The sequence below is a fragment of the Niveispirillum sp. FG156 genome (genome assembly GCF_057809555.1).
In genome coordinates, this window is sequence record NZ_JBMDKE010000006.1 from 102,855 (window position 1) to 124,259 (window position 21,405).

The 21,405-nt window shown below is 61.6% G+C and carries 17 protein-coding genes and 1 pseudogene; 9 read left to right on the forward strand and 9 right to left on the reverse strand.

Annotated elements, in window-relative coordinates:
* Nucleotides 1–23: 23 nt before the first annotated feature.
* The 4 genes from ACODSP_RS05455 (at nt 24) to ACODSP_RS05470 (ending at nt 5,292) form a co-directional block, all read left to right on the forward strand.
* On the forward strand, nt 24–2,576 hold the full coding sequence (locus ACODSP_RS05455) for a LuxR C-terminal-related transcriptional regulator (RefSeq protein WP_488964616.1): 2,553 nt from the start codon (nt 24–26) through the stop codon (nt 2,574–2,576).
* Between the two features lie 34 nt (nt 2,577–2,610).
* On the forward strand, nt 2,611–3,759 hold the full coding sequence (locus ACODSP_RS05460) for an acetyl-CoA C-acetyltransferase (protein WP_488964617.1): 1,149 nt from the start codon (nt 2,611–2,613) through the stop codon (nt 3,757–3,759).
* Between the two features lie 20 nt (nt 3,760–3,779).
* Entirely contained in the window at nt 3,780–4,403 is a 624-nt protein-coding gene (locus ACODSP_RS05465; RefSeq protein WP_488964618.1) for a glutathione S-transferase family protein, read from the forward strand.
* Nucleotides 4,404–4,503: 100 nt separating this feature from the next.
* A complete protein-coding gene (locus tag ACODSP_RS05470) occupies nt 4,504–5,292 on the forward strand; it encodes an IclR family transcriptional regulator (protein WP_488964619.1) in 789 nt (262 codons plus the stop codon).
* 13 nt (nt 5,293–5,305) lie between these two features.
* Here the strand turns inward: ACODSP_RS05470 and ACODSP_RS05475 are convergent, their stop codons facing one another.
* The 9 genes and pseudogenes from ACODSP_RS05475 to ACODSP_RS05515 form a co-directional block, all read right to left on the reverse strand.
* Nucleotides 5,306–6,085, reverse strand: coding sequence for an SDR family NAD(P)-dependent oxidoreductase (locus tag ACODSP_RS05475; protein WP_488964620.1), 780 nt, complete (start codon nt 6,083–6,085; stop codon nt 5,306–5,308).
* Between the two features lie 64 nt (nt 6,086–6,149).
* Nucleotides 6,150–6,311 (reverse strand): hypothetical protein, encoded by a 162-nt coding sequence (locus ACODSP_RS05480; protein WP_488964621.1) that lies wholly within the window; start codon nt 6,309–6,311, stop codon nt 6,150–6,152.
* A gap of 8 nt (nt 6,312–6,319) precedes the next feature.
* Nucleotides 6,320–7,213 (reverse strand): alpha/beta fold hydrolase, encoded by an 894-nt coding sequence (locus ACODSP_RS05485; protein ID WP_488964622.1) that lies wholly within the window; start codon nt 7,211–7,213, stop codon nt 6,320–6,322.
* A 5-nt stretch (nt 7,214–7,218) separates the two neighbouring features.
* On the reverse strand, nt 7,219–9,531 hold the full coding sequence (locus ACODSP_RS05490; protein WP_488964623.1) for a TonB-dependent receptor: 2,313 nt from the start codon (nt 9,529–9,531) through the stop codon (nt 7,219–7,221).
* Between the two features lie 228 nt (nt 9,532–9,759).
* Nucleotides 9,760–9,915: pseudogene (locus ACODSP_RS05495) on the reverse strand (IS701 family transposase); the annotation flags it as partial.
* Between the two features lie 65 nt (nt 9,916–9,980).
* Nucleotides 9,981–11,216, reverse strand: coding sequence for a type III PLP-dependent enzyme domain-containing protein (locus ACODSP_RS05500; RefSeq protein WP_488964624.1), 1,236 nt, complete (start codon nt 11,214–11,216; stop codon nt 9,981–9,983).
* A gap of 12 nt (nt 11,217–11,228) precedes the next feature.
* Nucleotides 11,229–11,708 (reverse strand): SET domain-containing protein, encoded by a 480-nt coding sequence (locus ACODSP_RS05505; protein ID WP_488964625.1) that lies wholly within the window; start codon nt 11,706–11,708, stop codon nt 11,229–11,231.
* Between the two features lie 132 nt (nt 11,709–11,840).
* A complete protein-coding gene (locus ACODSP_RS05510) occupies nt 11,841–12,659 on the reverse strand; it encodes a methyltransferase (protein ID WP_488964626.1) in 819 nt (272 codons plus the stop codon).
* A complete protein-coding gene (locus ACODSP_RS05515) occupies nt 12,652–14,277 on the reverse strand; it encodes a PP2C family protein-serine/threonine phosphatase (protein ID WP_488964627.1) in 1,626 nt (541 codons plus the stop codon). The genes ACODSP_RS05510 and ACODSP_RS05515 overlap by 8 nt, the downstream gene beginning before the upstream one ends.
* A gap of 184 nt (nt 14,278–14,461) precedes the next feature.
* Here ACODSP_RS05515 and ACODSP_RS05520 point away from each other — a divergent pair, with 184 nt between their 5' ends.
* The 5 genes from ACODSP_RS05520 to ACODSP_RS05540 are packed head-to-tail and all read left to right on the forward strand — an operon-like array spanning nt 14,462 to nt 21,384.
* The gene (locus ACODSP_RS05520; protein WP_488964628.1) at nt 14,462–17,617 is read left to right on the forward strand and encodes a HEAT repeat domain-containing protein; all 3,156 of its coding nucleotides are present in this window, start codon (nt 14,462–14,464) and stop codon (nt 17,615–17,617) included.
* Nucleotides 17,614–18,921: a HAMP domain-containing protein gene (locus ACODSP_RS05525; RefSeq protein WP_488964629.1), complete on the forward strand. Its 1,308-nt coding sequence runs from the start codon at nt 17,614–17,616 to the stop codon at nt 18,919–18,921. Before ACODSP_RS05520 ends, ACODSP_RS05525 begins: the two co-directional genes overlap by 4 nt.
* A complete protein-coding gene (locus ACODSP_RS05530; protein WP_488964630.1) occupies nt 18,918–19,310 on the forward strand; it encodes a cyclic nucleotide-binding domain-containing protein in 393 nt (130 codons plus the stop codon). Before ACODSP_RS05525 ends, ACODSP_RS05530 begins: the two co-directional genes overlap by 4 nt.
* A complete protein-coding gene (locus ACODSP_RS05535) occupies nt 19,301–21,046 on the forward strand; it encodes an ATP-binding protein (RefSeq protein ID WP_488964631.1) in 1,746 nt (581 codons plus the stop codon). The genes ACODSP_RS05530 and ACODSP_RS05535 overlap by 10 nt, the downstream gene beginning before the upstream one ends.
* Entirely contained in the window at nt 21,046–21,384 is a 339-nt protein-coding gene (locus tag ACODSP_RS05540; protein WP_488964632.1) for an STAS domain-containing protein, read from the forward strand. Before ACODSP_RS05535 ends, ACODSP_RS05540 begins: the two co-directional genes overlap by 1 nt.
* Nucleotides 21,385–21,405 lie beyond the last annotated feature (21 nt).

Genomic DNA, 21,405 nt, shown 5'->3' on the forward strand with positions numbered 1-21,405 from the left:
GCCCCGATGACAGGAGTTCCGGGATGCTCTCTCAATCGAAAACCACCACCCGCCGCCAGGACCACCCGGCCCGTTCATCGACCTCCCCGACACAGGCCGTGCCGCACCATGGCCCCGATTATGCCGAAACCCGCGCGCAGGCCATCATTCTGCGTGACCGGCCACGCGTCACCATCGTTCAGGCCCCACCCGGTTATGGGAAATCCCGGCTGTTGCAGGAACTGGCCTTGCGCCTGCGTGAACTGGGGGAGATGGTGCACCTGGATGGCCATCGCAGGGTGCCGGAGCCCGGTAGCGTGGGCCGAGCCGGTTGGGTGCTGATCGACGATATCGACATCGGCGCCACCGACCTGGGTCCGTTGCTGGCAGGGCGGCCGGGGCGACCGCAGACACATATCGTCATGACCTGCCGGGCCCTGCCGGCCCTGGCCGGGCTGCCTTTGGGGGACATGGCGAACATCACCCTGCTGGATCTGCGCGACCTAATGCCGACGGACGCGGAAGCCGACCGCTTGCTGGTCCGTCTGTGTGGCCAGACCATGCCGGCGGAGGTTCGGCGCCTCATCATCAATCGGGCCGAGGGCTGGCCCGCGATGCTGATGCTGTTTGGTGCCGCCGCCCGGCGTATCGGCCGGGTAAGATCTTTGTTCGCCCCGGAAATCCTGTCGCGCGGACAGTTGGCCGACTATTTCAATGCCACCTTGCTGGATCAGGGCGGTCCGGAAATCCGCTGGCTGCTGCAGCGCCTGTCGCTGTTCAAGCATTTCAACCCGCCGATGGTGGCGGCCCTGCTGGGCCAGCGGGCGGTCGGGCTGCTGCAACGGGCGCAAACGGCTTCCCCAGTCCTGATACCGTCGGAGGAGATGGAGGGTGGCTTCCGTTTCCACGGCCTGCTGCGCACCACGCTGCGCGCCGACTATCTGACGACCGCGCATCAGGACGGCGCCGCCCTGCTGTCACAGGCAAGCCGTTGGTGCGAAGCGGCGGACAGGCTGGCCGATGCCGTCGATTATGCCCTGGAGGCCGGGGAGGCGGCCCGCGCGCACGATCTTCTCTGCCGCCACGCACCGGCCTTCATCCATACAACGGGGCAGGTGACGAAAATCCGGGACTGGGTGGCCCGGCTGGTTCAGGCGGGCGTGACCGTCACGACGGAACTGCGACTGTGGCAGGTCTGGTCCCTGGTCTTCTGTATGCGGCTGGACGAGGCACGGGCGGAACTGGACCTGCTGACCCCGTCCCTGCTACCACCCCATCAAGCCCATCTGGAACAACTGCGGATTTCCATCGCCGCACGCGGCGATGATGCCGGCCTGACCCGCGATCTTGCCGAACAATGGGTGGCTACCCAGGCGACCACAGACATGTTCAAGCTGGCGGCGGTGCAGGCCATCCGCTCCCTGGCCTGTGCCGCCCTGCTGGATGAAACCGGCGCCCGTGTGTCCCTTGCGGCGGCACGTACAGCGGCGGGGAAAAGCGCGGGTGCCTATGCCGGGGCCTGGGTTGGTGCCATCGACGCGTTGCTGGAACTGGGCCAGGGCAATGCACTCCTGGCCACCGAATTGTTGGAACGCTGTCTGTCCCGCACGCGGCAGACAGCCAGCCCGACAGCACCCATCCTGGGCACCATGGACCTGATCGCGGCACGGGTTCAGTATGAGCGCGGCGACATCGTGGCGGCGCGCGACCATATGGATCGCGGTGCCTATGCCCTGCCCGGCCATTGCCTTGTCGAAACCGATATATTGGCCTGGGAGACCCGGATCGGCCTGACGGAAGCCAGCAGCGGTATCGACGCCGCCCTGGCCGAATTGCGGGAATGGACCAGCCAATCATACCGGCTGCGGGCTGCCTGCACCTGCGCTGCTGTCGGCCTGCTGCTGCGGGCGGGACGGACGGCGGAGGCAAAACAGCACTGGGAAGGCCGCGTCAGGATGGGTCCGGATGGGATGCCGATGATGGGCGATGCCGCCCTGCCGCCCGACATGGCGCTGCAACTGAGCACCACGGGGGCCTGGCTGCAATTTGCAATCGGACAGCACGACGATGCCGCCCGGCTTGCCACCTGGCTGCTGCCCATTGCCGAACAGCATGGGCGGCAACCGCTGCGCGTCAAACTTCTGTTGCTGAAGGCCGCACTTCACCTATCAGAGGGGGACAGGGTCCGGGCGAGAGGCCCGTTCCGGCTGGCTCTGGACCTGGCGGCCCGCAATGATCTGTTCGCTACCGTCCATGAACTGGCCTGGGCACTGCTTCCCCTGCTCACCACGGATGATGCGCAGCTTGCCCTGGGCGCCAGCATGCAAGACTTCGTCACCCGCCTGCGCGACCGCCTGGGCCTATCGCCAAATCCGGCGACAGGGACCGACAGCGCCGGCCCGGTCGAGGAATTGACGGGCCGCGAAGCTGAAATCCTGCGCGCGCTGGAATCCGGTCTCTCGGCCCAGGCTGTGGCCGACGGCATGTCGGTCAGCCTCGCCACCGTCAAATGGCACATCCAGAACATCTACAGCAAACTCGGCGTCAACAACCGCACAGGTGCGCTGGCCACGGCCCGCCGCCTCTCCCTGCTGTGACCGCCGTTCCCACACGCCTTGCCAAGGAACCATCATGGCTGAAGCCTATATCGTCGCCGCCACCCGCACGCCGACGGGCCGCAAGAACGGCACGCTTGCCGCCACCCACCCCGTCGATCTGGCCGCCGCCGCCATGCGGGCGCTGGTGGAACGGTCGGGCGTCGATCCCGATGCCATTGATGACGTCATCTGGGGGGTGCTGGACCCGGTCGGTCCCCAGGCCCATGACATGGCGCGCACCGCCTGGCTGGCCGCCGGCCTGCCGCTGCATGTACCGGGCGTGACGGTGGACCGGCAATGCGGCTCCTCCCAGCAGGCGGTGCATTTCGCGGCCCAGGCCGTGATGTCGGGTGTTCAGGATCTGGTCGTCGCCGGCGGGGTGCAGTGCATGAACCTGATCCCCATGAACAGCTCGCTTGAATTTGGCCGCGCCCTGGGTTTGGAGACACAATATAGCGGCAGCCAGGGTTGGCTGGCCCGCTTCGGGACGCAGGAAGTGAACCAGTTCCGGGGGGCCGAACTGATGGCCGAACGTTGGGACATCAGCCGTGAGGCGATGGAGGCCTATGCGCTGGAAAGCAACCGCCGCGCGCTGGAGGCCGTCGCCGCCGGGCATTTCACGGCGGAAATCTTCCCCGTAGCTGGACTGTCCGTGGACGAGACGCCGCGCGTCACCAGCCTGGAAAAAATGGCCAGCCTGCGCCCCATCCGGGAGGGTGGGCGTGTCACTGCGGCGGCGGCCAGTCAGATCGCGGACGGGGCCGCCGCTCTGCTGATCGCCTCAGAAGCGGCCGTGCGTACCCACAATCTGCGCCCACGCGCGCGTATCCATCAGATGACGGTGCTGGCGGATGATCCTGTCATGGTTCTGTCCGCCCCCATCCCCGCCACGCGCCGCGCCCTGGTCAAGGCGGGTCTACGCATGCAGGACATCGACCGGGTGGAGATCAATGAGGCCTTCGCACCCGTGCCGTTGGCCTGGATACGCGAACTGGATGCCGATCCGACCCGCGTCAACCCCAATGGCGGGGCCATCGCCCTGGGCCACCCGCTGGGGGCCACCGGCGCCCGGCTGATGACGACGCTTCTGCATGAATTGGAACGTACAGGAGGACGCTACGGGTTGCAGACCATGTGCGAGGCCGGTGGTCAGGCAAACGTCACCATCATTGAACGTCTTTAAGCTGAGATACACCGGCAACCATGAGCTACCAACTCTACCACGCTGCCGACACCCGCTCCTTCCGCGCGCTTTGGGCGCTGGAGGAGGTGGGGGCAGATTATGACCTGCACCTTCTGCCTTTCCCGCCACGCGTGAAAGCGCCGGAATATCTGGAAATCAACCCGCTGGGAACCGTGCCCCTGCTGATCGACGGACCGGCGCGGATGGTGGAATCCGTAGCGATCTGCCAGTACCTGGCCGCCCGCCATCCGGAATGCAATCTTCAGGCTGCACCCGACAGCCCGGATTTCGCTGCGTACCTGGATTTTCTACATTTCGGGGAAGCGGCGCTGACGTTCCCCCAGGCCCTTATGTTACGGTATGGTCAGTTCGAAACACCCCTGCGGCGTCAACCCCAAGTCGTGGCGGATTATGAGCGGTGGCTTTTCTACCGTCTGGCTCTTGTCGAACGTCGCCTCCAAACAGCTGCGTATCTGGTGGAGAATCGTTTCACCATGGCCGATATCTCTGTCGGTTATGCCGTCAAGCTCACCCACCATGTTGGGATTGATAAGCAATTACCGACATCCGTACGGACATACTTTGACCGCTTACAGTCACGTCCAGCTTTTACAAGGGCCACATGCAGACAAGCTGCTTTGTGAGAGTCCGTCCGGCGACTGCCGGCCCTGAATGGGCTTGCACGATGACCGCGAGCAGTCCATCAAAGAATCAAACCATATAAGAATAATTGAACCGGAGAGGATGATGGACGGCGGTTCCAAGAGCATCGATCGGGTTGGTGTGATCCTCAAGGTGCTCGAGGAAATACCCGAGGACGGCATGACGTCTGGACAAATCGCGACGGCGACAGGCTTCGACAAAGCAACGACCTATCGCACGCTGACCTCCCTCGTCGGCATCGGTCTGCTCGACCGCGATAGCGAGACCAGGCGATTCCGCCTGGGTGCCTATCTATTCAATCTGGGCGCAATCGCGGCACGGCGCTTCTCCGCGCTCGCGCATGCGCGTCAGGTGATTGCAGCGATTGCCAAGGAAACGGGTGACACGGCATTCCTCTCGGTCCGCAACAAATATGATTCGGTTTGCATCGACTGCGCCATGGGCAGTTATCCGATCCGCGCCCAGACGCTGTCCGTTGGTGAGAGCGTGCCATTGGGAGCGAGCACGGCGGGCGTGGCGATGCTCTCGACCATGCCGGACGAGGAGGTACGTCACGCCGTTCAGTATAACGCGATCGCGATCGCCAAATTCAAGACCGTCCGGCCCGAGCAGATTTACGAGCATGTCGCACGCGCCCGCGTTCTAGGCTACTCGCTCTATTCCGGCCAGATCGTTGCCGGCATGGCGGGGCTCGGGCGCCCGATCCGCGCCGCCAATGGCCGCGGTGCCGCCGTCATCAGCGTGACAGCCGTGATAGACCGGATGCGCGAAGACCGGGTGCGGATGATCAACGAGTTGCTGAAGGAAGCTATTGCCGAGATCGAGAAGCGCGCCCTGTTGATCGGTAGCCAACTCGAAACCCTTACCTGATCCGCACCAATCGTCAGAGACGGCGCGACAGGCCGCCATCGACCACGAGCAAATGACCGTTGATGTAACGCGCTTCGTCGGATGCCAGGAATACCGCGGCATGGGCGACATCCCATACATCGCCCTGCTTGCCGGTGGGGGATCGCCGATCTCGTTCGGCGACATCGTTGGGGTTGGCAAGGCCACGTCCCATTTCGGTATCGAGAAGGCCCGGAAGAATGGCATTGGCACGAACGCCGCTGGCTGCATATTCCAGCGCGACGGCGACAGTAAGCTGGTCGAGCGCCGCCTTGGATGTGTTGTAGATGGCATAGTTGATCCCGGTATGGCGGATCGCGGCCACGCTTGAGACGTTTACGATTGCGCCGCGCGACCGCAGCAGGTGCGGCATCGCCTCGCGCATCGTCAATGCGGCGCCGATGCAGTTCAGCGACAATCCCCGCGTCCAGTCGGCCACAGTGAAATCGGCAAAGGCGCCGGCCATCGGCACGCCGACATTATTGTGAAGGATGTCGATCCGGCCATAGCTTTCCACGGTTTCCGCTATCGCCGCGCGCACCGAAGCCTCGTCGGTAATGTCGGCGGCGATCGCACTTGCGCCTTCGATTTTGCAGGCGGTGCGTTCGGCATTGGCGTGCACCGCGTCGATCACCGCAACACGGGCACCAGCCGCGGCATAGGCCAGGGCTGCTGCTTGGCCGACACCCAGGCCACTCGCAGAACCGCCACCAAATACGATGGCGATCTTTCCGGCCAGCCGATCACTCTGGTTGATGAGCCCGCGCTCCATCATGCGTTCTCCTTTGCCCGCAGTCCAACCGCAACGAAGCAGCCGTCCATACTGAGCATCTACCCTGTTAGGATGCGTCATAGGTGACGCCACCGGCGTTGCCACGGATATCGGACCTGGAGGTTATGTTCACGATCGGGCCGCCGCCGACCGCAAGCAGCGCGCGTCCTGTTGCGGGGTCAATCCCTGAGGCCTTGCCTGTCACCAGTACCATCTTGTCAACAGACATGGTGCATCTCAGCGATCCATGACGAAGTCGCCGACGACGCGATTGAATGCATCGGGGGCTTCCAGGAAGGGGAAATGGGCGCCGCCCTCGTCGGCGCCGAATTCGTGGAACTTCGATCCTGGAATCCGCCTTTGGATATAGCGTTGGGATTGAGGGGACACGTGGCTCGCGCTGCCGGCGATGACCAGCGCGGGCCGGTCGATCCGTGCCAGCACATCGCGCCAGTCGTTCGTGCAGTGGCTGAGCAGCAACTCCGCCGCGATCGCGCACGGCGTCTTGGCGTTCTCGGCCAGTATCCATTGATAAAGCGCTGGTGAGATCGATTTCGTTACCATGCCCGCCACGAATCCGGCCCGCGTTTGCTCGCCATCAGGCCCCGCCAGCGCGGCGTAGAGATCGTAGAGTTGCGTCACCGAAAACAACGCGCCAGCGGCGGTCGCCGCCGTCTCATCCATCCCGGGCAGGATGGTGAGCATTGCGGGTTGGTCGACGAAGACCAGACGGTCGACGCCGACCGTGCCGAACAGATCGACATAGGCCCAGATGACAGACGCGCCCATCGACCAGCCGAGCAGGTGCGGCCTGTCGAGGCCGAGATGCTCGATCAGTTCCGCCAGATCCCGCGCCAGCCGCGCCATGCGAAGCCCGCCCGATGGTGCGGGTGCCTCCCCATGACCACGAACATCCGGCACAATCACCGTGAAACTGTCCGACAACTGGTCGAGCTGGTGCTGGAACATCGCCCCCGATTGCGACCACCCGTGAACCATCACGAGTGGGGCTCCTCTCCCCCGAAGACGATAGGGAATGCGGGCACCGTCCGACAATGTCAGCCATTCCGTCGGCGGCATGACCACAGGAACCTTTGTGCAATCGGTCGACATAGCGTGTCCTTCCTCCATCTGCCTCAGAAGCGCGCCGAAACTTCGAAGCCGAATTCGCGCGGACGCCCGAAATACGCCTCGTACTCCGAGAATGTGCTGGCGATGTCGAGCCCGCTGACGATGTACCGTTTGTCGGTGAGGTTGGTCACATAGCCCGCGAATGTGACCATGTCGCCAGGCAGCGTATAGGCGATGCGGCCGTTGACCAGCACATAGGGCCGCTGAGCGATGGCTTCGACGTTGTTGGGGTCCTTATAGGTCTTGGAGCGATAGGTGCCGTCGGCGCGGAAGACCAGTTGACCTTCGCCGACATCGACCGTCTGCTCAATGGAACCGTTAAGCGAAAGACTGGGGGTCTCCGGCAGTTTCGCAGAAAGCGGGAACGAGACACCAGGGTCAAGCCGTACATATTCCCCGTCAAGATAGCTCAGGCCCGCCTGAATCCTCGTACCGGTGCCAATCCGTGCCGATATGTCGGATTCGATGCCGCGAATGCGGGCGGCGCCGGCATTCTGGACAACGGGCTGTGGCGACCCGGTGCTGTCCGCCAGAACCGACGTGAGTTGCAGGTTGGTATAATCGCTCTGGAATACGTCGATATTGAAGGCCAGCCTGCGGTCGAACCAACTGGTCTTCAGGCCCACCTCATAAGCCTTCAGCCGTTCGGGCAGATATCGCTTGAGCGACTGTTGGCTGAACAAGCGAGGGGTCCAGCCGCCGACCTTGAAGCCGTCAGAATAGGAGGCATAGACCATCGCGTCACTGGTCAGATCATAGGCCAGCGACGCGGCGGGTGTGAAGACATTGTCGGTCGACTTGCACTCGATGAGTGTGCCGGTGACATCGCGGCCAGGACAAGTGAATTGCCTGGGCTGTACCAGGAAATACCAATTATTATTGAAATTTCGCGTCTCTCGATTGTAACGGCCACCCACCGTCAGGTGAATCTGAGGCGTTATGTCGAATGTTCCCTGCCCAAACACCGCATAGGAACCCCCAGAAAGCCGGCTCAACGAAAGTGCGTTGAAGTCGATATTGACCGCTGTTTTGACAAGCCCATCCCACAATTTGGTCGTGATGTCGTTCTGGAGCTTCTGGTGCATGTAGTAGAGACCGGTCGTCCATTTAAACCGCTCCCCAAATGACGCGCCGTTCAGTTGCAGTTCCTGCGAGAACTGGCGGTTGTCGTCATTGCTGACCGTCTCGGTAATCGCGTAGGGCGAACTGTCACCGTCGCGACCGGCAAACCCCTTGACGCTGCGATAGGCGGTGATCGACTTCAGTGAGATGTCGGGAGCAAGTTGGTAATTGGCAACCGCCGAAACACCCCACACGTCGTAATGGTCGGCATTGGGGCCGGTGGAACCCACCGCCCCCGGAGCGGTTGCCCAACGGCCATCAAATTGACTGTTTGCCGGCAGGCCCAAAGACGCGTTGATCGTCGGAAAATACTGACTGTTAAGCACATCGACGAGCGGACTGCCGCCGGGCACGAAGCCGATATTACCGCCATAGGGTGCATGCTGGCGGATGCGCGTACTGTCGCCGGAAACCGTGATATCGAAGTCGCTCGAAGGTTCCCAGAGGAGTACCGCCCGGGCCGCATCCTGATTGATGTTGCCCTGACCCTCGCCGTCCTTGTCGAGGTAGCGTTTCTGGAGATCGTCTGTGTTCCGGCTGATCGCGGACAGACGGAGGGCCACCGTATCCGTAAGCGGCACATTGATACCGGCCGTGAGATCGACGCGATGGTAGGAGCCGACAGCAACAGACGCGTTCCCGCTGAATGTATCGAGATCAGGCTTCATGGTCGTAATGCGGATCGCGCCGCCGATCGTGTTCTTGCCGTACAGCGTGCCTTGCGGCCCCCGCAGTACCTCGATCAACTGTATGTCACCCAGGCTGTTGAGAGCACCGCTCGAACTGGCGACATAAACGTCATCAACATAAAGGCCGACGCCGGGCTCGTTCGGAATGAGAAAGTCGTTCTGCCCGACGCCCCGGATGAAGATCTGCGCGGTAGTGCCACCGCCGTCCGCTCGACCATTGTTGATGCTGACGCCCGGTACAAAGCTCGAGAACTGCTTCAAATCGGAAATACCCTGATTTTGTAAAGTGGCCCCGGTAACCGCGGTGATCGAGATCGGAACTTTTAGAATGTTCTCCGCGCGGCGCCGAGCCGTCACGACAATTTCTTCGAGCGCCAGTTCGCTCGTCACTGCTTCCGGCGATGTTGGAGTGGTCGCAGCAGGCACGGCCTGCGCCCACGCTGAAGAAGCAACCAGCAGTAGAGCAGTCCCGCAAACGCTGGCCGACAAAAGACCTTTCGAAACCATCCTGTCCTCCCCTTATGGGACTTGCTTGTTGTTCTGTGCAGGTCCTCATACCCAACCCTTAGCTGATACGGAGGTTGGATGGTTCGCGAAACGCGCCTCGGGAAGGAGAAAGTTCAAATAGTGAAAATGTGATTTTGAAATGATGGCGTGAATGCCCTTTCGCCCAGGGATGGTTGGTTTCCAGGTTAACCGCCCAGTACGGCGTAATCGGTTGGATGGCGGCGGGCGGCCCGTCTTGCGTCGCTCCGCTCCCAGTAGTCCGTCCAGAAACAAACCCGCAGAAGCCGCAACGCGAGCTTGCGTGAACAACGGACGGATACGCACTTTCACTGAACGCAAAAAAGCCGACCAAAGACCAAGCGTGTCTTCAAGCGAACCAGACATCCCATGACCCTCCGAATCATGGTCGCCCGTTGATTCAGAACTTCATAAAATATGCAACTTTAGTGTTAGCCAATGGCACCCGGCAGCAACAGATGTTCTGTTGCCGGGCTACGCATACAATGATTGGACGCCATGGAAGCCGCATAGCCGCCAGCGTTCAAAAGCGCCAGATAATCCCCCTCTTGCATGACCGGTAACGGCTTATCCTGGGCAAACAGGTCCAGCGCCTCGTTGATATTGCCGGCGATGGTGGCTTGTTTAAGGGCGGACGGAGCCCAGGCTTCGGCCAGATCCGCATTCAGCACCGCAGGTACCGGCTCACAGGGCAGGTTATAGAAGGCGGGCTCAATCGCCAGATTGAAGCCGCCATCAACACCGTAGAACAGCGTGTTCCGCTTTTCCTCGACCAGGGTCACCTGCAGCATCAGCAGGCCGGCATCCTTGACAATATAGTCGCCCGGTTCAACCCAGACCGATACACCATAAGGGAGGAAGGACTGCCGGATCAGTGCCGACCAGACCTCCAGATCCAACGGGTGATCGGTGGCAACATGCGGCACGCCCAGCCCGCCCCCCAGATTGACCAGCCGCGGCCGGTCCAATTGATCCAGGAACCAGCGACATTCCCGCAACACGGCCCCCCAGGCATCCAATTGGCCGTTCAGATAGCCGCAGCCGACATGGAAATGGATGCCCTCGACGGTCAACCCCACCTGCCGTGCCAGCTCCAGCGCTTCGGCGAACTGCTCCCGATAGATGCCGAATTTGGACGTTCGATCGCCGCTGTAGCGCAGCAACTCATTCTCACGATAGCCTACCCCCATCGCGGGGTTGACCCGGATGCCGATGGACCGGCCAGGCATCAGCCTGCCCAGGCGACGGATCATTGACAGGCTGTCGGCATTGATCCAGATGCCCGGTTGCCGGGCCAGAACCGACAGGTCGGCGTCGGAAACCGATGTTGCCGTATACGAAATCTCTGCGGCGCTGAAACCGCACTGCACGGCATGGCGTACCTCTACCGGGGAGCAGGCATCGATCCCGCACAGGCCGGACATCTTCATCCAGGTCAGCAGCGGGGCGAAACGGTTGGCCTTCATGGCGTAGCGGATGGCGGTATCCATGCCCGTGGCATCCAGCGCCCGCTTCAACCGGCGCAGATTGCCCAGCACCCGTTCACCGGAATAGAAAAAGGCAGGGCCGCCCGCCGCAGCAGCAGCCCCAGCCAGATCGTGACCGCCAAACTGAAGCCGGTTGCCGACATAGTGCAGGTCCGGGCGCGCCCACCAGAAATCAACCATGATCTCGCCCCCCTATTTCTTGGCCGTTTCGCGCCGACCGGCAATCCAGCCCCGGCAGTTGAGCGCCCCGCACAGGCAGGCAAACTGCTTGAACAGCACATCCTCAGTATAAGCGTAGTCGATGACCATCGGCTCACCGGGGGCGATGTCCCGCAGCGCCAGTAGTTCAAAACGCTGCATGTCGAGGCGGCAATTCGGATCGCAGGAATGCAGCAGATAGCCGCTGAAATAGGGATCATAGAGATGAACGCCTGAACTGATCTGCAGCGTGTGCTGCATCACCGCATGGCTGATCGATCCGCTGACCTTGGCGATACGCTCCCCGGCCTTGAAAGCGCGCACGGCGTAGACACCCTGCCCCTTGCCCGCCTCCTGCCGGAGAATGATGCAGTCGGCTTCCGTCGGATAGCCCTTACCCAATGCAAACGCGATTGGGTAAAGCGGTCGCGCCGTTTCGGGTATCGGCGGGGCCGATTGATTAACCGTCGACATAGGGCGCCTTTTGCGAGTTCAGCGACATTGAAAATTCACCAGGGCGATCCCCCAGGCTCATATCCCGACCAAGGCTTACGCCATCACCCGGATTGCGCAAGTAACCAAAAGCACGGGACATGACGGCCCCCGTCAGCCCCTCGACGGGACCAGATGCAACAGGCGAACCGTCGGGACGACGGTCAGAACACTGGCGCGCATATTCCCGGCTGCGCCAATAATATCCGCGATGTCATCATCGGGCAGGGTTCCGCAATTCAGCCAAAGCTGAGTAGACCAGCCAAGTTGCTGCACGGCCCGCACCAGTTCCTGATGTGTGCCGGTACGCCCCGACAGGGGAAACGCCGTGGTGGGCGGCATATTATGATAATGACCGGCGTCGCGATCATCGCCATACAAGGTCGTATCGTCGCCCCAAGGCAGGTCAGCATAGGCAATGTCAGGTGGGGGACGGTCCCCCCAGGCTGCGAACATGTCGCTTTCCAGCACTTCCAGCTCCACTCCGTGCCGCGCGGCATTCTCGCGGCAGAGCGCAACAGCCGCCGCATCCAGTTCCAGCCCGGTAACCGACAGTCCCGGCACCTCCAGCAACAGAGTGATGGCCAGCACCCCGGCCCCCACCCCGACTTCCGCCGCGCGAAGAGGGCCGGGTCGCGACCGCGCCCAATCGCCGACTGTCTTCACCAGATGCACCGTCTCCGGGTCGGTGACATAGGCGCGGCGGTCGATGGCAAACGGGCGTCCGGCAAAACTGATCTGGCCAAGAATGTAGGCCAGCGGATCACCATGCAGGCGACGCTTCAGATATCGCCGGAAACGTGCCGGATCGCCCGCACTGGCCACCGCCAGTGCATCGATCTCAATATCCGGGATGGCCTGGCGCGCCCAAGCACCAGGATAAAGTTCCCTATATTCGGCCACCACGGCAGCGGCCCCCGCCGGATCAGACACCAGCCCCCTCCCCCAGATACCGGATGGAGAGAAGGGTCAGGTCGTCGGACTGTTCCGCCCCGTCGGCGAACAGGGTAATCCCGTCGCGGATCCAGTTATTCAGGCCGCGCGGTGCCGCGCCAGCGGGCGTTTCAGCCAGCCGCCTGCATAACTGCTCAAGGCCATAAAGGCGGCCTTCAGGGTCCATCGCCTCGGTAATCCCGTCAGTATAAAGCAGCAGCGTATCGCCCGGATTGAGCCGGAACTGGCCAGCCTGATAGGAATAATCATCCATCACCCCAAGCACCAGCCCCTTGACCTTCTCCACCTTGCGGATGGTTCCGTCGGCGGCCATGATCAGCGGCGCGTCATGGCCGCCATCACAATAATCGACCTGCCCGGTGCGGATATTCAGGATGCCGGCACATACCGTGATGAAAAGTTCCTGCGGATTTTCATCACATAGCTGGCGGTTCAGCAGTTCAACCACATTGGCGATATCCAGCGGTGGCTCTGTCGGGGCTGCGACGGAGTTTCCTTTGAAAAGCGTCTTGGCAACCGCCATGAACAGCGCTGCCGGCACCCCCTTGCCGGAGACGTCCCCCACGATGAAAACCAGATGGTCCTCCCCGATCATGAAGTAATCGTAAAGGTCGCCACCAACGGCCTTGGCGGGCTCCATCAAGCCATGCAACTCGAACTGGTGGTGTTGCGGGAATGGCGGATCCCGCCTTGGCAGCAGGCCCAACTGTATTTCCCTGGCGGCAGACAGCTCACCTTCCACACGCTCCTTGGCGGCGGTCGTTTCCTGCAATGCTTCAACATAAATTCCTAGCCGCCGGATCATCTCCGTCAAGGCCCGGGCCAGGGCACCAACCTCATCCCGGCGCTGGCCCGCGATCTCCGCTATTCTGTCCGCCCCATCCTGGTCGATGCTCTCGCCAACCAGGGTGCGGGTCCGCTCCGTCAACATGGTCAAGGGCATGATGATCCGGGAAATCACCAGTTGGCCGATAACGAACATTAGAAGGAAACCGACACCACCGATCAGCAAGGCACCCTGCAAGGCGGCACTGGTCTGCTGGCGGACAAAATCGACACTGAGATCGGCACCGGCAACAAACACTTTGCCCGATGGGGTGGTGACGGGCACGAAAACAGATCTGAAGGTGCCGTAACTATCGGTCAAATTACTGTCGAACTGAATCTGCTTTGTCCTGAATGCTTGAAACAGGACGGGCGACGCCGTGTCGTAAAGATGGAAGAAACGGTCGTAGGTGCCACCAGCAACCTCTTCATCCGTGGCATTGGTCGCCGTTGTATGGATGCTGTCGCCGAACTGCATATAGGTATAGACGTAAGCAAAGCCTGTTTCACGGGCATAGGCGTTCAGCCGCCGCATGATCCGTTCGTAATCATCATCGGATACGGAATCCGGCCCATCAATCCTATCATGATATTCCTGACCGGTATAAAGTTCAACCGCGCGGGCGGCTGCCAACAGGCGCGCATCAATCCCCGCCAACGTTGCCGCCCGTTCCCGGTGGTATGAGAACCATGTGTAGGCGGCGGCACTTGCCAGACTGGAAACAAACAGCAACAGCAGCAGCTTGGCCTTGATATCCAACCGGTATCTCATGATCATCCTGCCTGTCCGGGCATTGGGCCGGAATTGACGTCGTTTCCTGTCATCCCTGTTTCCCCCATGCCAAAGGCCCAGACAACAGGGCTTACATGATCTTGCAAAAATGCGTTACCACGGTCATACGTGGTTGTACAATTCTTCCACACCCGCATGCTCTGCGGTCATCCGGTTAGGGCCTATGATCAACGCGATCCTGCGCGCATTCGGGCTTGACCGCGACGACCTCGCAAAGCTGCTGCCCTTCGCATCCCTTGCCTTTTTTCTGCAGACCGGCCTCAGCATCGGGATGAGTGCGGGCGACGCGCTGTTCGTTTCCGGGGCGGGAGCTGCCAATCTGCCCTATATCTACATGGCCACTGCGGGGGCCATGCTGATCTATACGCCCACCATGGCCTATGTTTCCGGTCGGTTCGGTGCAGATGGCGCGTTGACACTTGCCCTGCTGGTGCTGACGGTCAGCGGGGCCCTGGTATGGGCTGGGCTGTCCAATCCCGATATGCTGCCGTCCCTGGTCGTGCAGGCATTTCCTTATCTTGTCAGGCTCTATTCAGCCATCTGGTTTATCGGCCTTTACACCCTTTACTGGAATTTTGTTGACGATTATTTTGACATCCAGGATGGAAAGCGGCTGTTCGCACTGTTGAGCGTCGGCACGGCCCTGGGCGGCATAACCGGTGGCACCATTGTCAACGCCCTTGCCGAACATCTACCGGTTTCCACGCTTTACCTTCTATGGGCAGCCCTGGCCCTTGCCACGTTGCCTTTGCTGCTGGCGATCAAACGTCGCTGGCCGCAATTGAGCGAACGCGCAGACATGGACGACGGGGAAACAGGGCGCGGAACGATGAGCGCCATCGGTGAGGGACTGCGCAGTTCGCGTTATATCCCGATGGTGGTCGGCGTGTTCCTGTTGTCCTTGTTGATGGGCAACATAAACGAGTTCCAATATCTTTCCGTCTTTGCCCAGGGGCGGGATGAAACAGACTTGGCCCAACTGTTCGGGGAACTTTATGGTACGGCCAGCGCTTTGACGTTGGTCATCAATCTGTTTGTCTTCAACCGTCTGGTGCTGCGGCTTGGCGTCCGTTCTGTCGCCTTGATCGTTCCCAGCATCTATATGCTTGTATTCACTTTCTATTTTGTAGATTTCGGCCTGGGCCCCGCACTGTTGGGCTTCATGCTGCTGCAGGGCGTTGTCCCGGCCATCGACTTCAATAATTTCAACTTCCTGTTCAACGCGATCGATGAAAAGTACCGCAAGCAGGTGCGCACCGTGGTGGAAGGGCTGTGCGAGCCCTTTGTCACCGCCTCCGCCGGTGTCGCCCTGTTGTTGCTGCGCGATGATCTGAGCCCGGAACAATTGTCTGCCATTGCCATGCTGCTGGCCCTGGCATTGATCCTGCTGGTCCTGGCACTGCGCAGCAGTTACCGGCAATCCATGGTCAGCAACCTGCGTCGCGGATGGCTGGATTTCGGACGTGAACATTCGACAACCCACAATGAACGGGATTTGCAGTCTTTGCGCCGGCTGGCCGCCGATCCTGCCGCCCCCGAAGACGTGCAGATCAGCGCGCTGGATATGCTGATCCAGCCCGGTCAATGGCTTGCCACCGATTTGAAGCTGCTGCTGCAATTCATCGATATCGCAAGCCCCCCTGGCCAGGTGGAGGCGCAGCGCCTGCTTCGCCGGGTGCTGGCGGACGGGGCGGGCCGGCAGTTGCTGCATCTGGCGGATGACCCGTCCCGCGAAGCCCTCTGGTCGCGGGCCGCCATGGTGGCGGAATTCGGTGCGCATTATCTGCTGGACCGGGGCCGCATCGACGCGCTGCACCAGCGGCTGGCGGAACCCGACATGGCCGCCGCCGCCGTCATTGCCCTTTGGCACAGCAGCGACCCGGACCATTGCCGAACGGCGCTTACCCGTCTCAGCGAATTGCGCAAGGGCGATGAACAGGAACGGCTGGCGGCGGTGCAGGCCCTGGGTCGGCTGGGTGGGGAACGTTTCGCCCATCTGATCACCGATTTCCTCACAGATGCGGCACCAGAGGTCCGGCATGGCGCGCTGGTCGCCCTGCTGGAAATGGGACCGCTGAAGACCATGCACCTGACAGACCATATTCTGTCGGCGATCCGCCGGGCATCGCCTGAGGCGCGTGCCGTGGGAATTGCGGTGTTGAGTTCAGCCAATGATCCGACCGTGCTGCTTCCCTTGCTTGAACTGGCTGACCTGCTGACCCCGTTCGAACGGCGTGCGCTGGAAAAGGCGGCAACCGGGCTTGGAAAATCCGCCATTCCCACCCTGGTTCGCGTTCTGCGCGACCGCCGATACAGTTTCAGCAGCCGGGCTGTGGCCGCCCGTACATTGGCCCGCCTTTCCGCCACCCAGTTCGCCGCATCAACACGCGGGTTGGCGGCGGCAGAACTGCGCCATGCCTATGCCGCCGAACAGAACCAACAGCGCGTTCCGATGATGGACGGGTCGCCCGGCTGCCTGATGCTGCACCGGGTCTACCATGACCAGCAGCATGATTGTCTGGAACTGACCCTGTTGCTGCTCACCTTAGGCGGCGGGTTGCCGAATTTTGAACTCCTGGTGGCCTCGCTGGATTCAGATAATCCAAAAGTGCGGGCAAACGCGCTGGAAGCCTTGGAACAGGCCGCCGATCACACGGTCTTCTCCCTGATCAGAGGTCTGGTGGATGCGAATGCCAGCCAGGAAAGGCGACGACGCCATGCCGGCAACAGCCCTCCACTCGCCCCCGGCGATTTTCTCCGGCGCGCACTGGAAAGCGAATTGCCGCTGGAAGCTGCCGCCGCCGCACAGGCGCTGCGCGATCTTGAGGGCGAGCAGGCACTGCCCGCCCTGCGCGCCCGCCTGCGCCAAGGCCGTTCAGATCTGACGCAACAGACGGTGCTGGACCTGCTGCATCTTGAAAGCAGCAGCCTACGACTGACCCCGGTGGCGAAGCTGGCCGCCCTTTGCGGCTGTGACCTGTTTCAATCCTCCCCCTTGCGTGATCTGCTCACCATCGTTGCCGCAAGCGAACAGTGCGAGATCGATGGAACCTCCCTGTTCGAGCCGGGTGAACGCGCCGACAACCTGTTCCTGATACTGCGCGGCGGTGCCACACTGACCCACCCGGACGGCAGAAAGACCGAGCATACAAGCCCAAGCCTGATCGGCATGGAGGCACTGCACCGCCCCCGCTATGAAAGTGAGGCCTTCATGGCGGAAGGTGAGGTTCTGGTGATTCCGGCCCAGGTCATCCTGGCAGCAGCGCAAGCCTATCCAAGGCTGGCGACCCGCTTGTTCCAGCACCGGGTGGCCGCATGATCCGGGGGACAAAATACAGCCTGCAGGGGCTGCTGCTGACAGCACTGGTCCCCGCCCTGGTAGCGACGACATTGATCGTCGCGATCACCGCCTATCAGGAGATGCGCAGCAGCATCATTGCCGGGTTCAATGCGAAACTGACCGCCGTCGGCACCGTCGTTTCATCCCTGATCGATCCGGCGGAACACGCCGCGCTGCTGGCCGCCGTCCGCGCGGGCGAGCCGGGGGAAGAGATCGAAAACAGCGAACTTTTCCAAAAGACCGTCGCGCCCCTGCGACAGATCAAAAAGCAACTGGGGCTCACCTACCTTTATACTCAGGTCCCGATGGGGGGACTGGATATCATCTATGTTCTGGATGCCAATACGGACGACAACCATTCGCCCCCCGGCACTGTCGACAGTCTGCCGGCAGCGGATGCCGGCAACATCCTGGCCGTGCTGGACACGGGCCGACCGCACATCACGGACATTCAGAAGTGGAAACAATGGGGGTTGATCAAGACCGCGTTCGTACCCCTGCCCGCCACTGACGGCCATTCAGAGGGGATGGTCGGGGCGGATGTCGATATCACCACCATCAATGGGCAGTTGAGGGTGGCGCTCGTCAGTGCGGGGCTGATCGGTGTCTGCGTTCTTCTGGTCAGCCTCGCTGTCGCCGTCCCCGCCGCCCGCCGGATTGCCGACCCCCTTGCCGCCATGAAGCTGGCCGGTTTCCGTCTGGCCGCCGGAGAAACGGCTGTCAGTGTCGTCCCCCACGGGGCCGCAGAATTGCGGGATCTGGCACAGGCCTTCAACAACATGCGGGGGCAGTTGCAGCAGGAAATGGCGCTGGCGGATGCCGCAGAGCGGCGCACGGAATGGGGACGGCGCACCAACGCCCTGCTACGCCTGCTGAATGACCGTCCCCCGGCCCTCACCCATCAGGTCACGCCGGGTGACCCGATGCTGGATGGCGGCATCAGTTTTCCCGATGGTACTCTCGCCTGGCTGACGATGAAGGGTCAGGAACCGCTGCGTGCCCGCATCCGCCATCTTCAGGTGCAGCATCTGGCCGGTGCTGCCGGGTCCCTACAACAGGCGGAAACCATGCTTTCCCCCTTGTTGGGCCATGACCTGCTGTGTCTCTTCCGGGTGGAGGGCCATCGCGTAACCGTGCATAGCCAGATCGGGCTGACGCTGGCGGATGGCACGGTTCTGGCCCCCGGCACCTGCATTCTGCCATTGCTCAGCGAACCGCCCCTGACCGTGGTGGGCGATGGCCGCCGAATGACCTTCGCACCAAGCCACGGAGGTGTCGGATGAGCGCCGTTGACCGGCTGTTCCAGTTGCACATGACCCCGCCATTCGACAGATTGCGCCGGGAGGAATTGGGCGTCATCGCCGGGGTATCCCGTGAAACCCGCTGGCAGCCGGGGGAAATCATCGCCGGCCCAGACCAACCGTTGCGCCACCTGCTGATTATTCGCCAGGGAGCCGTCATGCTGGCGGAACGGCCCCTGCCACCGATCATCGGGGCCTGCGCCCTGCTGTTTGAACAACCGCTGCCGGGGCCGTTGGTGGCCGACCCGACGCAGGGTGCCGCCGGCCTCACCATCAACCGGGGGCATTTTTTCACCATCGTCAATGAATGTCCGGGCTTGCTGATGGCATTCCATGAATGCGCCGGCGATCTGGTGAGCACATGGCCATGACCTTATCATTGCGAACCCGGATCGCCTGGCTGTTTGTACCGCTGTTGCTGCTGCTCTCCGGGTTGGGCGGAGGCCTGCTTCTGCTCGGACATTACAAACAGACCTTATGGGGGCTGGAACAGCAGGCAGGCAGCGTAGCGGTCACGCTTGCCCGGATGATCGGGACAAAGCCCCCGCCGGAACCATCGGTACTGTCGAAGATCACGGAGGCCAATCAGATCACGGCGTTGCGCATGACCGACGCCAAAGGTCTGGAACAGCTTGCAGTGGGCCGGTTCCAGTCGGCACCACCGCCGATCACCGCCGCCGCCCCGGTGGTGGCTTTGCCGGAAACACTGGAAGGCGACCAGCCGGTGCAGGTTTCCATCGCCCTGGAAAAGGGCGGTATCCTTTCACTGGAAATATCGACGGCACGGTCAGCGGCGGAGATAAGGCGCATTCGCTGGATCGCCCTGGGGCTGCTGGCGGTTGGGATTGTCGCCGGTCTGTGCGCCATGCTCGCCGTCGCCGGCCCCATCAGCCGCCGGCTGCGCCTGCTGGAACAGCGCATGGCCCTGCTGCCGCAAGGCAGGCTGGAGGGTGCGCCCGCAATCAGCGGCATTCAGGAAGTAGAGGATCTGGACGAGGCATTGCGCACCATGCACAGCGTGTTGCGCGCCCGCCGTGATCGCACCGACCGCCTCAGCGTCGAAAATGAACAATTCAGAACCGTAAACGACCTGATCGGAACCCTGACGGCGGCCACCCAACCGGATATCGACGGTATTTTGATCGGCCGTCAGGTCGTCTGCCGGCGTATTGGTGACGATGCCGGGCAAATATTGAGACTGATCCAGGTTGGGGAAACCGGCCATCTCCTGTTGGGAAATGTCCAACTGGCCGATCCGCTTGACCGCAGCCTGCGCGCTGGCGCCATCGGCAATCTGATCACAGCACGGCTGTCCCAGGGGGCCAGCGCAGAACAGGCATTGACGGATATCGCCACCGGTAATGACCGTCTGCTGCTGTTGAGCTGGGGCCAAGGTGCTGCGACACGCAAAGTTGAATGGCGGGCGGGCAGGCTCCAGGCCGAGGACTGCGCCGATACCGATATTCTGGGTGTCGGTCTGCTGACCGGCAGCGGCGAACGATTGCTGCGGCAATATATGGAGCGGTTCACGGATGTGGCGCTGGACGCCCGCGCCGCCGACCTGTCAACCATCCTGCGCCGCCGCTGCGTCGGTGCCTATGCCTTGATCACCAATCCCGGATCGACCGGGGGAACGAACCGGGGGCAACCGGACATGAAAGAGATTGCCAGCCTTGATCTCTTCTTGGACAGCAATCTGGACGAAATTCACCGTCTCGCCACTGCTTTCGAAGAATTCTGTGCAAAGAACAACATCCCCGCGCAGCCGCTCTTCCAGTTCAACCTCTGTTTTGATGAGTTACTGAGCAATATCATTCAGCATGGCCTTGGCAACGAAGCCGGCCATAGCATTAAAATTTCCATACGGTTGAGCGATATCATGCTGCAGGTGGAAATTACCGATGACGGGCCCGAATTCGACCCCCTGCAACGCCCCCTTGTTGATATCGACGCCGATATTGATGAACGCGAAATCGGCGGGCTTGGGATACATATGGTCCGTATGGTCATGGATTCCGTGGCTTATCAGCGCCTGGGCGACCGGAATCACTTTCGTTTTGGCCAACAGGTCGCCAATTGGAAAAACAATGTAACGGAGAGCGCGTGATGGTGATGGATGTGTCCACCGAACAGGTTGGAGAAGTCAGCGTCATCACGCTGCGCGGTCGCCTGGATGGTTTGACCTGCGGCGAGTTGGAAACCAAGGCAACCAGCGCGATCGCCACGTTCCCCACCTGTGTCATCGACATGGCCGGTCTGGACTATGTCAGCAGTGCCGGGCTGCGCATCCTGCTGAAAGCAGCGAAGCAAGCGAAAACGCGACAGGTAAAACTGCGGCTGTGCAGCCTGCACCCGAATGTGCAGGAGGTCTTTTCCATCAGCGGCTTCATGACGATCTTCAGCATCTTCGCAAACCGGGACGAGGCAATATCGGCATCCACCTGAGCCGCCGCCCGCCACAAACAG